Source organism: Runella salmonicolor, assembly GCF_024158025.1.
Classification (GTDB): domain Bacteria; phylum Bacteroidota; class Bacteroidia; order Cytophagales; family Spirosomataceae; genus Runella; species Runella salmonicolor.
Genome location: NZ_JAMZEL010000006.1, coordinates 280,310 through 295,262 on the forward strand (window position 1 = coordinate 280,310; position 14,953 = coordinate 295,262).

The 14,953-nt window shown below is 42.1% G+C and carries 9 protein-coding genes; 4 read left to right on the forward strand and 5 right to left on the reverse strand.

The annotated features are described in order from the left end of the window. Positions 1–235: 235 nt before the first annotated feature. Positions 236–2,191, reverse strand: coding sequence for an asparagine synthase-related protein (locus tag NCI00_RS16465; protein WP_253529275.1), 1,956 nt, complete (start codon positions 2,189–2,191; stop codon positions 236–238). Between the two features lie 162 nt (positions 2,192–2,353). Here NCI00_RS16465 and NCI00_RS16470 point away from each other — a divergent pair, with 162 nt between their 5' ends. Further along, positions 2,354–3,067: a hypothetical protein gene (locus NCI00_RS16470; RefSeq protein WP_253529276.1), complete on the forward strand. Its 714-nt coding sequence runs from the start codon at positions 2,354–2,356 to the stop codon at positions 3,065–3,067. On the opposite strand, the gene porU2 is transcribed toward NCI00_RS16470, so the two are convergent. From porU2 to NCI00_RS16490, 4 genes are all read right to left on the reverse strand, one after another. Further along, positions 3,051–6,323 carry a putative type IX secretion system sortase PorU2 gene (gene porU2 / locus NCI00_RS16475; RefSeq protein ID WP_253529277.1) on the reverse strand — a complete coding sequence of 1,091 codons (3,273 nt, stop codon included), beginning with the start codon at positions 6,321–6,323 and terminating at the stop codon, positions 3,051–3,053. The genes NCI00_RS16470 and porU2 overlap by 17 nt on opposite strands. Before the next feature lie 92 nt (positions 6,324–6,415). Further along, positions 6,416–10,138, reverse strand: a complete 3,723-nt coding sequence (locus NCI00_RS16480; protein WP_253529279.1) for a chemotaxis protein CheB — start codon at positions 10,136–10,138, stop codon at positions 6,416–6,418. A gap of 7 nt (positions 10,139–10,145) precedes the next feature. After that, complete coding sequence (locus tag NCI00_RS16485) at positions 10,146–10,598, reverse strand: response regulator (RefSeq protein WP_253529281.1); 453 nt, start codon at positions 10,596–10,598, stop codon at positions 10,146–10,148. Between the two features lie 405 nt (positions 10,599–11,003). Next, positions 11,004–11,465: a helix-turn-helix domain-containing protein gene (locus NCI00_RS16490; RefSeq protein ID WP_253529285.1), complete on the reverse strand. Its 462-nt coding sequence runs from the start codon at positions 11,463–11,465 to the stop codon at positions 11,004–11,006. Between the two features lie 428 nt (positions 11,466–11,893). Between NCI00_RS16490 and NCI00_RS16495 the strand changes: the two genes are divergently transcribed. The 3 genes from NCI00_RS16495 to NCI00_RS16505 all read left to right on the forward strand — a co-directional run bounded on the left by NCI00_RS16495 (position 11,894) and on the right by NCI00_RS16505 (position 14,650). Further along, positions 11,894–13,126, forward strand: a complete 1,233-nt coding sequence (locus NCI00_RS16495; protein WP_253529288.1) for a site-specific integrase — start codon at positions 11,894–11,896, stop codon at positions 13,124–13,126. A 37-nt stretch (positions 13,127–13,163) separates the two neighbouring features. Next, positions 13,164–13,367, forward strand: a complete 204-nt coding sequence (locus tag NCI00_RS16500; protein ID WP_253529291.1) for a hypothetical protein — start codon at positions 13,164–13,166, stop codon at positions 13,365–13,367. Between the two features lie 80 nt (positions 13,368–13,447). Continuing rightward, positions 13,448–14,650: a VapE domain-containing protein gene (locus NCI00_RS16505; protein ID WP_253529294.1), complete on the forward strand. Its 1,203-nt coding sequence runs from the start codon at positions 13,448–13,450 to the stop codon at positions 14,648–14,650. The last annotated feature ends 303 nt before the right edge of the window (positions 14,651–14,953 follow it).

The window sequence follows — 14,953 nt, forward strand, 5'->3', positions numbered from 1 at the left end:
TTTTTTATCCACTATCCACTACTAATAAATCTCAACTATGAATACTAAAGGTCAGTATATATCAGCTCCTGCCTCTAAAAAGGCGTATAAAACCCCAAAACTAAAAGTTTTGGGTAAAGTAAATAAAATGACTCAAAAACTTGGGTCGGCAACCGATGGTTTTGGCGGTTCTTTTGAAGGTTAACAAGATGTTTAACTGAAGAAGTTTTACACTTGATATATTATAATCCACTAACTACCTAGCACTCTTGGCTGAATCCAGCCAGAGTGCTAGGTAAATAATACGACTCAACAGCCAATTGTACCGGGTTTTTCTTTGCATCGGCACGTGCTGCTCAAATACAACGTTCACAATTTTTAAAAATAGAGCGCGGTCAATCACCTCCCAAATGGCATGGCTTGGCGATATAAATTGCTGATGCGCTGCCAAATAGAGTTGCTGGGCCGAAATCGTACCGTATTCCACAAAGTTGGCTTTGGTAAGTCGAGAAACAATTTGAGAAGGCAGAATCGTTTGTAAGCCATTCCGTATCAAACCCCGTCCACGCCCATCATCAAAGCTGATTTTGGCGGGGGTTGACAGTCCTAACTCTACGACATTTTTGTCGAAGAAAGGAAACGTATATTGATGGCCGTAATAAGCGCCAATGTGATTTAATTGCTCATTACAGATTACATTGGTTGTATTAAGAATTTGATTGGCCGAAACATGAAACTCCGACGAAATAGAAGCGCTTAATGCTTCGGTAGATTGCTGGAGTCTTGGGGGTGTTTGCTGTTTAAACTCAACACTAAATGCGTTGTCAAGAAGGTTTAGATGAACAATTTTAGCTTTGATACGCTGAATGCAATACGCAATAATGGCCGATGTAGAGAGCCCAAGCGCCTGTTTTGGGATGGACAATGCCTTTAAAAAAGTACTAAATGGATGGGAGCGGAACCGCTTCGTTATATCGCCTCCAATGATGCGCAAGGCGTATTTTTCGTATTTTGAATGAGTGCTTAAGTCTTCGTTGTTAGCCCCTAAAAAAGCCAAATTTCGCTCAGAGTATGAGGTATATTGCAGGCAGGCCAACCGCAATTCTTGCCAATCACTGGTGTCTATTAAGTAATCCAAATACTCAAAACCAGTGGTGATAACACTGTCGCCGTCGTGCCCCGTGAGCATACAATCACAGCCCAGTTGTTGGGCTTTTATCGAAACACTCAGATGAAAGCTGGACGGAATGATAAAGTGGTCGGGGCGGTCAAATAGCTGATTGATGTTCAGTACTGCATCGAGCACGTCGACGGTGGGATGTACGGTGTGGTGTTGAGTATGGTATTGCTTCACGACGGCTTCCACATACATAGATTCATCTGTCGAAGCCAGTTTTGTATCAATGTTGAAGGTATGGAGGGAAGGGCGTTTTTGCGCTTTAAGCAAGGATTGGGCGAGGCAACTGACCGATGAAGAATCCAAACCACCGCTCAAATGAGCGCCAACACTCATTTTGCCTATCATTCGGGTGTCTATGGCAGCGGTAAAATGTTCTTTAAACAACCTTGAATATTCTTCGGGGTGGCTCAATTGACAAAATTTTCCAAGGTTTGGGTTCCAGTAAGGGGCTAAACGCGCTTTTTCATTGTTTACCTCAAGATAATGCCCGGGCAGAAGGCTGTAAATATTTTCGTAGAACGTTTCTGAACTATAAGGGATATACGTGGTGCTCCACGTTAGATATTCTCTGAATTTATACCTATTGGGAACAACTACTATCTCCTCAAGCCCAATCAAGGCTTTAATTTCGGTGGCAAAGGCAAAAAAACGACCCGGCTGATGTACATAGTAAAAGGGCATGACGCCCAAAATATCTCTGGCACAAACCAGCGCCTGTTGGCGAGTATTCCACAAGGTTACGGCGAAATCAGCATTTAACTCATTGAACGCAGCAGGGCCATTCTGAATAAAACCGGAAATAAAAGGTTGATTGATAGACGGGTTGGGAATGTCAGTATGCGCCACGGCGTAAAAACCAGCGGCAGTGTTTGCTTCAATCGTATTCCCAAACGCTAGCAGTGCTCCTTGGTCAAAGATTTGAGTCGACACCTCTCCCCGGTGCCTGAGCCTTTGTTTAATATGTGTGAGGTCGTGGGCAGAAACCGCCTTACCATCAAACCGAATCATTCCCGCAATCCCACCCATATTCATTAACGAAAAAATAAAGCCAACTCGTGCGCTTTTAGCTCTTCAAGGTACTGATTATCGCCACGGCAAACAATCTTCTGCTGGATTATGTCCTTGTAATATCAGCATTACTTTGTTATCTTTACCCAAGGTCGCTTTTAGTGGCTGTTTATCAATTGTTTAACGATGTTTAAGAAACACAATCTTTGGTTTTTTTTCTTGCTGTTTTTCCTTGGCTTGTGCCAAGGATGTCGGCAAAAGAACCATGAACCCACCCCTGATGACGCGGCTTTTTTTCCCCTACAAGTTGGTGATTATTGGGTGTATCAAGTAACGCAGGAAAAGCATTTGGCCGTTAACTCATCCCTAAAAAGCAGTTATCAATTTCAGAAAAAAATTAGGAGTTCATTGGTTCAAAATGGTCAATTGTATTATCTGGTTGAAGAGTCTACCCGGCAAACGGAGCAGTCTGCTTGGAAACTTACGGGTATTCACACGGTTTATGGAAGCCTTTCGGAGGTTGTCAGTCAGGAAAACAACGTGTCAGTCATTGAATTGGTCTTTCCTATCTTACTCACTACTTCTTGGAACCCTAACTTATACAATACCAACCCTGAAGCAGCACTGCAATATCAAAATCAAGGTCAACCGTATGCAGTGGGGCCGCGGGCGTTTGATCATACTATTTCGGTGGTGGGGGCCAATGATTCTACCTTGGTCAATCAATCAAAATATTTGCGGGTTTATGCCCCAAACATTGGTTTGGTGTACCGTGAAGATGTGGCCGTTGCCTTTTGCCAATCGTCGTCTGACTGCATCGGTAAGGGCATCATTGCGTCGGGTACCACATTCAAATGGGCATTAATTGCGAGCAATCGACTGCTTAATACAGCCAAATAAGTTTTCCCGTATGTGTTTCAGCTTGCCCGTTTTTTCGGATTAATCGTAATTTGTAGATGTAGTGCCCGGGGGCTTTTGCCTGCCACAGAAAAGTGTTTTTACCCGCTTCGATGGGGTAATTGCCATCGAAAACCAGTAAGCCCAATAGGTTATAAATGGTCAGTCGCGACTCGGTCGGCAGTTCCTCTCCGTTCAGGTTCAACTCAAACTTGACGTATGAAATGGCTGGGTTGGGATAAGCCAAAAAAGTAATGGGGGCATTGGAAACTAAAGAGTTGAGCCATAGGGTATAGGGGTTTTTTGTTCGATTGCCAGAGGCGTCTTTCCCAAAAATGATGAGCTGGTAAGTGTTGCCTTCTTCAAGGTCTAAATGGGTAGTGGCCCGCAGCTGATTGCCAGCAATAGCGGTAATTTGCAGTAATTTGGGAGGGATTTTTTGGGGGCTACAAGTACTGCACGCCACTAAATAAACCTCAAAAGCACTTAAATCATTGACTGATAATGGGTTCTCATCTATGAGGTAAATAGCTATTTTGGGTTTTGTGTCAACAATGGCGTAGTTTTCTTTCATGGCCCCGTTAATAAAAACACTCAGTACTGGACTGACCACATCTGGCAATAGATTGGGCGGAAAACTGCTACCAGTTGCTTGCGTCCAATCAATCAGGAGGGTTGCGTTATTATTGGCTTTGCTCAGTTCAATAACTTGGTTGTTGGGGTCAATGCTTACTTCAATTTTTTGTAATGCTGTATCTGTCGGTATGGTATGATACACCGTATCGCGGTAACGAAAAGCGTTTACGGACAGAACTTTTTCGGTGGAGACTTTTCCCGTCGTTTTCAGTAACAATGAAACAGGTTGCTCAGGTACAAATCTGCCTAAATTACTAATTGGAATGACCACTCGAATCGAATCACTGTTTTTGAGCATACTACCCCTGACCGAAGATTGAATATAGACATCCTTTTGTTCCACGGCAAAATCGGGGCTTGACAATGGATAGGGGGTATATGCGGGGTCTCCCTGAAGCACCATTTGCAACAAAACAGATACGTCAAAAGCAGTAATGCTCTCTTTTTCAATGGTTTGGTTGAGTAGTTGTTGGGTTTTGCCCAGCGACAACCCAAAGGTGTTTGCGTTGGTAAATAAATGGCCGTACAGTTTAGTTAAGTAGCGGGTGGTGGGTGCTTCGTAGCTGTAATAGGAGTGGGCGAGTACTGCGCCTGCGCCTTTTTCGGGGGCCAACAGCCAGTCGGTGGAGAGGGTATTAAAACGAGAAAAAATCTCCCCAACCCCACAACCGTTAAAAATCATGAGGGGATAAAATCGGTTGCGAAGCCCGTTTTCGGGCGGGGAAGCAAACCCAAAATTCATGTCGGTAATAGCGGGGCCCGCGTGGCCAATAAAGGTGATTAGGCTGGTGCCTTCGTTAACAACTGGTACAATATCAATGGATTCTACCTTTTCGTAGGGGTTGCTTTTGTGAAAGGATGTTACCTTTCCCCCCACGAATCCATTTCTAAATATATCTCCCAAACGTTGGATTGTGGCTTGCAAACTCTGCGCTTCGTCGTGGGTTTTTCCTCCGCTGATGTGTACGATGTGTTTACGCCTCAAATCCTCAAATTTTGTCCCCTCAAACTGTTTGAGTTTGGCCAGATAGGACAAAACCTGCTCGTTGGTGGTTACGTTGAGTCTACCCGTGGGTATAGCGGGGGTGTTGGCCGAAAAACCTTTTAAGCCTGCCGTCAACAAAATATCGGAGCCTGGATAACCGATGGTGGGCACTAAATCATCGGTGGCTGTTTTGACAAAATAGGGGTAACTACAGGCTTTACCGATTAGCAGTAAATTTTTTGCCGCCGTATTTGCCAGCATAAAGTCCGCAAAACGTCGTAGGGCCAACGGACTCCGCTCGCCGTAGTTAAAGGCATCATAGAGAGAATCAGCTTCTACAATCAGTAGCTTGTACCCTCCCCCTGGCGCGGAGGCCCGGTAGTCGGCATAGGCTTTGGCTGATTGTTTGAGCGAAGCGTGGGTGATAATTACGTAATCCGTTGATGCAGAGAAGGTCAAATGAAATTTGACTGGCGCAATCGCCATTGGTTTCAACGACTGAGTCGTCAACAGAATGTCGCGGTTGCGGGTTGTTTCATCAACCACTATCTGCGCTTGGCCGTCACGAATGTCCGAAATTAAGAGACGGCAATCGGTTTTGTCAGTAATATCATAGGCCGTGGCGGTCGTGGGCACATTTTGTACCAAGAGTAAAGCAGACCGACGGGCGTTGGCCAGCAGGTGAAATACCTTGGAGGAGGCCCCCGCCATGTCGAACGCCTGCGGATAGGATAACTTAACGTAGGTAATTGAAAATTGATTTTTAATGTTGGTTTTTTGGGGCTCAAAACGTACGCTAAGGCGTTGGTTGCGCACCGAACTTGCCGCAATGGTGGTTTGGAATGTTTGGCTCATATATCCCCAAAAATCCAAAGAGGCTAGGGTGGTTTGGGGATTGGTGTCTACTTGAATCTCAATCTGATGAAACAGATTATCCCGACCGTTGATCATGCCTTCTAGTTTGATGGGCCAATTGGTCACGATTGGATTCATCAATTTGAAATGAACCACCCCCACGGAGTCGGTTGTCAGGAGGTTTCCGGACCATCCTTCTCCGGGCTCAAAATAACTTTGTTGGAGCGTAGGTTCGATGCCTTTCAGACTGTTAAAAGTATATTCTTTTGTAAAAGCTTGGACGGTCTCTTCAAGGTGGAATTTTTCGGGAATAAGGCCTTGTGCTGAGGTATTTAACTCCAAAATTCGTTTGCCAGCAGAGGACGGATGGATGGTTAGGAAATAGGCGGCAACGTCCGAAAATAGCGTTTGATAGGGGTGTAGCCTTTTTTGGGGCCGATAAAGCAGCGAATCTTGGCTCCCGTCGTTGCCTTCGCCGTAAAATTCAAGGTAATCAGGGTCGTCAAAAATCCCGTTTTGTTGGCCTACAATGCGGATGGCTATTTCCTTTCCTCGCCAGAATAATTGCCAATGCGTAGGGTCTGTCTGGAGAAAAGCAGGGTCGGCGTTTTTAATATCCTGATAACTGATACGATAAATTCCCGATTGCGTAATTGAAAATTTTAAATATTTCTGATTGGGCTTAATCCATTCGTTAACCAACTGACTTTGAGCATTCAATGTCAGGGTATTGAAACACAACCACGCCAGAAGTATTGTTTTTACAATTACTAAACGCAACACAGTTTTAGGCATAACACAGATTTGTACGGTAACGTGAGAGAAATTATAGCTGGTTGAATTTGAGCATCTTTAATTTGTTATTATGGAATGCTTTATTGGGCCGGAATATAAATATCGAACTGAGCACCTTTATCTGGTTTGCCCGTGGCGGTGATGGTTCCGTTGTGATTCTCAACGATTTTTTTGACAATGGCCAGCCCAATACCTGTTCCATTGTATTGTTCATGTTCATGCAGGCGTTGAAAAACTTCAAAGATTCGTTCGCTATATTGGGGGTCAAAGCCGATACCGTTGTCGGTGACCGTGATGTGGCAATATTTTTTTTCGGGCAAAAGTTTTTCGTTCTTCAATTTATCCCCACTTACAACCCTACTTTTTATCACTACGTGGGGGGGGCGATTAGGATTTGAAAATTTAAGGGCGTTGCCAATGAGGTTTTGCAGGAGTTGACGAAACTGAAACGCGATGACGGGGGCGGAACCGAGATGGACTAGGTCGAAGGTGGCGTGTTTTTCTTGGATAGTTTCGCTTAGTTCGGTCAGTACTTCCTCCACAATGGGGCGGAGATTTGTACTTTCAAATTTTCGGGCTTCGGTATTAAAACGGGTAAACAACAGTAAATCATTGATTAGTTGTTGCATTCTTTCGGCCGAATTCAGGATGCGTCTAAAATAATCTTTGCCGCCAGCGGTTAAGTTTTGGCTTTCGTGGTCGTCGAGGTACCGGGCCAGCAGTTGTATTTTGCGCAGCGGTTCTTGTAGGTCATGGCTTGCTACATAAGAAAAAGATTCAAGCTCCTTGATGAGTTTCTGAAGGCTGTTGTTTTTTTCTACGAGCTTTTCATTGGCCTCTTTCAACTCGGACGTTCGTTCGATGACGGCCTTTTTTAGTTCGTCTTTTAGTTTTTTATGCTGTTGAATTTCCGTGTGGGTACCTACCCACAGCATCGATGGTTTCCCGTCTTCGGCTTTATACGCTAATCCCCGGCTCAAGTGCCAGCGGTATTCGCCTTCCTTATTCAATAATCGGTGTTCGAGTTCAAATTCAGTACCAGTAGCCAGCGAGTGCTGCCACTTGCTTTTGTATTCTTCCCACTCGTCGGGGTGGATTATTTTTTTCCATCCCCACTCTTTGAGTTCATCCACCGAAAGTCCCGTGTAGTCGAGCCAAACGTCATTAAAAAAGTTGAGGTTGCCTTCTTCGTCGGTGGCCCATACTTTTTGCGGAATCGAATTGGTAATGAATTGGTAGCGTTTTTGGATTTCTATCCGAGCTTCTTCGGCGCGGGCTTGTTCTGTTATATCTTCAATTGCGAGCAGGATTAATTTCTCCGAATTTCCCTCTTTTATTTCACGGGCATTGAGCCGCATTCTTCGTTCGCCAATGTTATAAAATGTATGCGTCAGCTCTAAATTGTCGAAAGTTGATTTTTCGGGAAGGATATTTTCAAGCAGTTCTTTCAAGACTGGGATGTTCCAGTCCTTGTGGCCTATTTCGTAGATTAACTTCCCTTCGGTATCGGCGGCGTTTACCTTGAAGGCATGGTAATAAGAAAGGTTGGCGGTTTTTACCCGCAGGTGTTTATCCAGCACCAGCAGGGGCTCGCGTATGGTGGCAATGATACCTTCGGCATAATCCCGGGCCGTCGTTATTTGCTCATTCAAGCTGCTTAGTTCGCGGTTGACCACCGTCAGTTCTTCGTTGGTGCTTTGGAGTTCTTCCTTACCCGTTTCCAATTCTTCGTTGAGGCTTTGCAACTCTTCGTTGCCACTCAATAATTCTTCGTTGGCGCTTTGAAGTTCTTCGCTCAAGGCCTCTTGGTCTTGCGTTATGGCGCGCATATCTTCGCGGGTTTGGATGAGTTCCTGCTCAAATTGCCGAATGCGAAGGTCTTTATCGTCTAAGACTGTTTTGGTTGCTTTTTTGGGGCGGCCTGTTGGAGGGAGGGAGTCAACGGCGTTTGTTTCATGAAAAAGAATCAAATAGTGTTGTTCAGGCGTGCCCGGCAGGGGTAAAATTTCGATAGAAATGGTACGTAGGCTGCCATCGGTCCGGAACGGAATAATCTCTTTGATTACGCGCGCTTTGTCTTTTTTTGCTTTGTAGAGAAGATTGCGCAGCTCAAAGGCCAGTCCGTGTTTGGCCAGAAGCAACAAATTATGGGTAGGTTTGCCCGATGTCTGTTCTAAATAGGGACCCGTAATGCCGCGAAAATGCACAATGTCCATGTCTTCATTGATGACCACTCCCGCGGGAGTATACCGGCTGAGAATAAGGTCGTCGGCAATTTTTTGAAAATCGGTGCGCATGTTTTCGTTTTTGGAATGAGCAAAGCTCAGATTCAACTCGCTTCGTTGGCCAGCCATTGGCATAAACCGACCAGGGCCTTCTTTGCGGGTGAACACTTTATCATCTTTGGCAGCCATTGAAAAAAGGTCAGGGACACTGCTGACCGTTTCTAATTTACCGAGCAATAAATATCCTTTGGGGTTTAATGAATAGTGAAATGTGGTAAATGCTTTTTTTTGGAGGTAGGGTTCGAGGTAAATCATCACATTGCGGCAACTGATCAAATCCATTTTGCTAAAAGGGGGATCTTTTAAAAAATTGTGCGTGGCAAACACGCACATATCCCGCACGGATTTATTGATTTGGTAATTGCCGTTTTTTTTGACGAAGAATTTTTGCAGGCGTTCGGGGGTCAGGCTTTCTATTTCACTTTTTGAATAGGTTCCGATGCGTGCCTTTGCAATGGCAGGTTCGCTCAAATCGCTGGCAAAAAGTTGCACTCGTTCGGTGGTATTGCCCAAAAACTCAGTCAAACACATGGCCATGGAATAGGCTTCCTGTCCGGTGCTGCAACCTGCTATCCAGATATGAATGGCCTCTCCTGCGCTTTTGTTTTTCAAAATAAGCGGAAAAACCGTTTCGCATAAATTATCAAATACCTGCGGGTCCCGGAAAAAAGAGGTGACGGGAATCAGTAAATCTTGGTATAAAGCATCCTGCTCCTGTTTGTTGTCCTTTAAAAAAACCAGATAGGCCGCGGTATCTTCATTTTTGTTAATGGCCATTCGGCGCAGGATTCGGCGGCGGACGGTCGTTTGTTTATAATACGTAAAGTCAGTTCCTTTCCGGATGCGCAGCACTGCAAGGATTTGTTTGACCAGCTCCTTTTCAGTTTCTTCGGCGTTGGGGTCTTTGGTGCTGTCTGAGCGAAGAATCCGAATGATGTCCGACAGTTTTTGCGGGATTTCGTCGGGTGGGAGAATAAAGTCGACCACCCCGGCCTGGACGGCGCTTTTGGGCATACCTTCGTAGGCGGCCGAGGCCTCATCCTGCGCAAACGTAATACCTCCGTGGTCTTTAATGGCCTTCAGGCCCCCTGTGCCGTCGCTGCCCGTGCCCGACAACACAACGCCGATGGCGTGGCTTTGGTGAACTTCGGCCAGAGAGGTAAAAAAAATGTCGATGGGGAGATTGAGCTCGTTTTTTTGGGTAACGCGCGGACTCAGTTGCAATATTCCGTCGTTGGCCACCAGCATCTTATTGCTGGGTAAAATATAAATATGGTCAGGCTCCACCTTAATGTCGTCGGAGATTTCTACGACGGGAATGGTCGTTACTTTTTGTAGCAAATCAGGCAGTAGGCTTTCGTGGTTGGGGGCTAAATGCTGCACCAGTACGAAGGCAATTCCTGATTTTTCGGGAATGGCTTTGAGCAATTTCCGGAAGGCCTCCAATCCGCCTGCTGATGCACCGATGCCCACTACTGGAAACAAATTGGTGGACAATACTTTTTCGTCAGCTTTCATACGCTCATTATCTTGCTCTGCATAAAATAAAATCTTTTTTGGCGGGTTGCACCTGCCTTTGTTCCTCGGGCATGAGAAGCAACTGCTCAATCACCTGAGTTAGCTTCTTAAAATCGGTTGGTTTTTGGATATAATACTGCGCCCCTTTATGGTACAGTTCGTCTACCTGTACAGGATAAATCGAAGTAGAGAAGATAATAACGGGTACGGATTGCCACTGAGGCGTTAGTTTCATTTCCGTTAAACATTCATGCCCGTTTTTTCGGGGCATATTTAGGTCTAAAAAAATCAGGTGGGGGAGGTTGCTTTGATGTTCTTGTAGCCACTCGATGAGCTGTTGCCCATTTGTGACCGTAGTAAGCTCAACGGAAACAGGGATTTGGTCCAGCGCTTCCCGAAAGAACAAACGATCGTCGGCATCGTCATCAGCCAGTAAAAGACGTAACGGTAGAGTAGTCATAAATTGAGAAAAGGTAAGTTGAAGCGGGGCAATGCAGGAGTTACAAATGGCTTCATCAATTTACGTTGGTGTGGTATTAATCCCAGAACCTTAATTCCCGTTATTGTATAAATGTAACCTTTTTATTTGATTTTCAAAGATTAATCCGATAATAGTTTTGAGTGATTGGTCTCAATCTAGCTTTTAAAATACAAAAGCACTTAACATTGCTGCTAAGTGCTTTTGTGATGTGGGCCCAGTAGGCAAGTAAAACTTGCTGATAATCAATTAGTTATGTCTTGTGATATTTCATATTGATGATAAAAGCATTTTAAAATTCACCCCTAATAAATTCAACTTCCTTATAATCAGATAATTACCTGTTGGTATTAAACCAAATGTGTTACTATAATTGTATGAAAAGGCTCAGGGAAGTTTAAGACCTAAAAGGGATTCGTCTTTAAGTTCAAAACCTTTTTCTTTGAGATTAGCTAGTAAAGAATCCCTATCGGGGTTTTCTATAAAGGTTTTTGGGTCAATATTTTTAAAAACACTTAAAATAGTTTTTGCAAATGGCCACACTGCATCAAACATCTCCTTAGTTCTATCAAGGTCTGCTTGTAAGTCTCTGTTTTTTTTCTCTATCTCCTCATTGATTTTTTCCAATTCAGCTATTTTTTGGGCGTTACCTACATTTTCTTCAAGCAGGGTTGTTACACTAACTCCCAGAATATCAGCAATTTGATATAGTCTATTTACGGTTAGTTCCACTTGGCCGTTTTCGACTTTGCCATAGTTGTTTTTGGTAAGTCCTAAACGTTCTGACATATCTATCTGTGTCAGCCCTGCTGTTTTGCGGATACGCTTTATATTCTCTAAATAGTTCATACTACAAATATATTACTCCTAAAATGATGTTAAAACCCTGTTTTGAAAATATAAATACTCCCAAAGGTTAATTTATATTCATTTTAAGAGTTTATTTGTGAAAAATATTCTTAATATGAGTCATTTAATAACTAATGTGCAAAACCGATTACAAGATGTAATACGGCAAAGGGAAAACGAGGGATTCCCGTTTAAGCCCTCAAATCAGTTTTATCGTGGGTTAGGTATCCACAAACGGCGTTTTGGGCAATTTCTACGCAATGAGAAACAACCCAATTTAGAAGAATTGGCACGTTTAGCCAACTGCTTTAATGTTAATCCCAAAGACCTTTTTTAAACTAAAAGCCCTACTCGTTTGGCATGGTGTCGGAGCCGGTTGCCAATGAGATAGGGCTAGTTAGTTTCACCTCAAAACACAAAGTAAAACAATGGTAAAAGTAACAAAAAAAGCCGTTAACCATCATCAAGTTAGGGCTAATTCGTTTAGTGTCACCTGTTCCCAAAGGGGGATAATGGTTTATTTCACTATTAGGGATTCCAAAGAAGAATTATTCTTTAGTACGGGTATTCGTGTTACTGGCAAACTGGATAAAGCCAACTTCTCTATCCATAATAATGTGGAAGCTACGAACCTTTTACAAGACCTCAAAAACCGCTTTTATTCAGAGTATTATAAGCTAGAATTAGCAGGTTTGAAAGTGAATTTGCAAAGGCTTAAAGCACTGGTTTTTAACGAGTCAGGTGTATTAAATGTCCCTACTCTTTTTGAGTGTTTAGAGAATTTTTACACCGAAAACTATCTAAAATTAGAGGGGAAAGGATATAAGAAAGGCACTGTTGTAAAGTTTAGAACCATGACTGATAGCATAAAAAAGTACTTTGTTTCTGCCTATCAAACGGAAAAACTACAATTGTCAGAAGTCCGCAAAATTGACGGTCAAAACCTTATAAATTTCTGTAAATCAAAGCTTAATCATCAGCATAACCACGCAATACGGCACGTAGAAATGTTTAAGCGTATTTTGAATTATGCCGTTGATAATCAATGGATTGACAAGAATCCTTTGGGGTCTTTAAAAACCAAACGGGGAAGAAAACCAGTAGAAGCCATGACGGAAGAAGAATTAGAAACGCTTATCAATGCTAAATTGGAAGTGCCCCAATATGAGTACGTTAAAGATGCTTACCTTCTGGCTTGCTTTACTGGACTCTCGTATATGGATGTCCGAGACTTCGCCATTGAAAGAATTAAGACAAGAAAAGATGGTCAAAAAGTGTACGATCCAAACAGGGGGAAAAATGAGAACCGTTCGTTTATACCATTAATTCCGCAAGCCTTAGAATTGATTGAACGCTATAAAAACCATCCCTTTTGTGTAAAAAGAGGGAGGGCATTGCCTGTGTTCTCAAATGCTTACATGAACCGTATTTTGAAGGAAATTATGGTCATTACAGGCATTCAAACACTTCTTAAAACGCATACAGCACGAAAGACTTGTTCAAGCTACTTTCTGAACAATGGCGTACCCATTCAATCTGTATCGGCCATGTTGGGACATAAGAGTATTACCACTACTGAACGTTTTTATTTTCAACGTAGTGACGATTCAGTAGTAAAGGATTTTCAAAACTTTATTGAGCGAAAAAAAGGCACAAAATAGCCGTTTAACCCATTCAAACCCATAAATAAGTAAAACCATGCAAAATTCAACCATAAACCTAAATATACCCCAAATAAAAGCCTTAGATGAACTATACGAAGACCTTAGAGGGTTTCTACCCGAATCGGTCATGGAAAAGGTTTTAGACGTTCATTTTGAAGTTACTGAACGGTTTAGGCTGCAACTTGAAATCACTGAATTCCTATCCGCCAAATTGATAGCAGTATCAGACGGCCTTTAGGTTACAGAGAAAAAGCGATGCCATTGGTATCGCTTTTTCTGATTTAAAACAAATTTTCAAAAAATACTCCCTTAATAAGTATGGACAAAGGTACACAAAAGTTTGATAATCAGAAAGTTAATACAAGAAAAGCCTTAAAAATAGATGAAATTGAAGGGCATCTTTTGGGTAATTATGATATTCGTATTAATGTCATTACTAATACCATTGAAAAGAGGGCAAAGGATACAAAAGATTCCTTTGAACCAATCAATGAGAATGATTTAAAATACGAACTTCTAAAGAATGGTTATACCCGTTTTGACGGTGAATTAAAAGCTATTTTAGGTTCATCAATTATACAAAAATATGACCCTTTTAAAGAATACTTTGAAGGGTTAGATAAATGGGACTCCTCACAACCTGACTATATCAAACAATTAAGCACTTTTATAAAAACCGATGACCAATATTGGTTTGAAATAATGTTTAAAAAAATGTTGGTTAGGGTCGTTTCTCAAGCATTAGGCAACAACCAATTTAATAAGCATTGCTTCACGTTTGTAGGTAAACAGCACGACGGGAAAACATCTTTTTTTGATTTTTTAGTACCTCCTGCCTTAAAGACTTATTATAAAAAGGGGTACGACTTTCACGGGGGCCGGCAAAGTAAATTTTCTTTGGTTCAAAACTTCTTAGTAAATCTTGACGAATTGGCGCAATTTGACAAAAGAGATTTGAACAATGAATTTAAAGCCACTTTATCAGAAAGTACCGTAAAGTACGCCCCTTTATTTTCAAGTACTGAGGTACTTTTTTTTCGTCGAGCTTCATTTGTAGCAAGTACAAACCACTTTGATTTTTTGACCGACGAAACGGGTTCAGTTCGTTGGATAATATTTAACGTACTAAAAATCAACCACGATAACGGGGGTAAAGACGGGTATAGTCAAATTGATATTAATAGAGTATGGGCGCAAGCCTATGCACTATTAAAAGACGGATTTAAGGGTGAACTAAGCTATGATGAAATTAATCAAATGGAGTTGTTAAACCGTCGATTTATGCGTGTTACTGCCGAAATGGAATTAATTGCTAAGCATTTTAAGAGTGCCGAAAGTACAAGTATAGATGCTTCCTTTTATACTGCTACTACCTTAGAAAAAAACCTAAGAGAGAGGGGTTATAAAGTTACTCATATACAAATAGGTCGTGCTTTAAAAATGTTAGGATTCCAACAAACACAAAAGTATAACTCACAACTTAAATACCAAGATAAAGGGTATTGGTTACAGGAAAGTTGATTTTAACATACTTAGTTGCTTAGTTATTTATAAGTATCTAATAATTAAATATTTATAAATAAAAAAACCAAGTAACATCAATCTTACTTAGTTCTACTTAGTTACTTAGTTTTTTGGTGTTTCTGATAGTCTACTAAGTAAGATGGTTATTGTCCTACTTAGTACTATTTTACTTACATTTCTTTATATAATCACTTGATAGTCAGGTATTTTTTTGTAAGTAAGTAACTAAGTAGGTAAAAATCAAAAATTCTTATAGCCGATTGCACAGAACCAATAACGGTTAAACGCACAAAATTGTAT